This is a genomic window from Oleiphilus sp. HI0066 (assembly GCF_001635725.1).
In genome coordinates, this window is sequence record NZ_LWFH01001363.1 from 1 (window position 1) to 853 (window position 853).

At 41.5% G+C, this 853-nt stretch carries 2 protein-coding genes; both read left to right on the forward strand.

The features are described 5' to 3' along the window. Nucleotides 1-501 (forward strand): ACT domain-containing protein (locus tag A3738_RS20710; protein WP_156504376.1); only part of this gene is annotated, 501 nt, incomplete at its 5' end. A gap of 185 nt (nt 502-686) precedes the next feature. Continuing rightward, the coding region (gene csrA / locus A3738_RS20715; RefSeq protein WP_068763820.1) for a carbon storage regulator CsrA at nt 687-853 on the forward strand (167 nt) is incomplete at its 3' end.

Here is an 853-nt window from a genome sequence, read left to right on the forward strand (position 1 = left end):
ATAGATAATGAGGGTGGTATGGAGCAGCCGTTAGTTTCTGGTATTGCTTTTAATCGTGATGAAGCGAAATTAACGCTTGTTGGTGTTCCTGATATTCCGGGTATCGCTAGCAAGATTTTAAAGCCTGTCAGTGATCAGAATATTGAACTCGACATGATTGTTCAAAACGTTGGTGTCGATAACTGCACGGACTTTACTTTTACGGTCCACCGTAATGACTACAAAAAAGCATTGGCAATCTTAGAGCAGGTTTGTGCTGATCTAGGTGCTAAGCAGGTCGTTGGCGATGACACAATCGCGAAAGTCTCTATTGTTGGTGTTGGTATGCGATCGCATGCAGGTGTTGCTACCACCATGTTCGACGCGCTCTCTCAGGAAGGCATTAATATTCAGATGATCTCTACGTCTGAAATTAAAATCTCAGTCGTGATTGATGAGAAGTACATGGAATTAGCTGTGCGCACATTGCATACAGCGTTTGATTTGGATAAGAGTGAGTAATTACAGTTCTCGCTTATAATCTGCTTAATACAAGCTTGCCGGTAATGATTAGGTGTCCATAAAGAAAAGTTCTAAGATGTTCCTTTCTTTTTGAGAAAAGTAGACTTTACTGGCAGTAATTAATTTGGACGTCCTACAAGTTAAGATAATCTTTGGAAGGTAGTACAAACGAAGGAGTTGCAAGAATGCTAATTTTGACGCGCCGCGTTGGTGAAACGCTTATGGTTGGCGATGATGTCACAGTGACTGTGCTAGGAGTAAAAGGTAACCAGGTACGAATTGGTGTAAATGCACCGAAAGATGTGTCTGTTCACCGTGAAGAAATCTACCAAAGAATCCAGAAAGAGAAGTC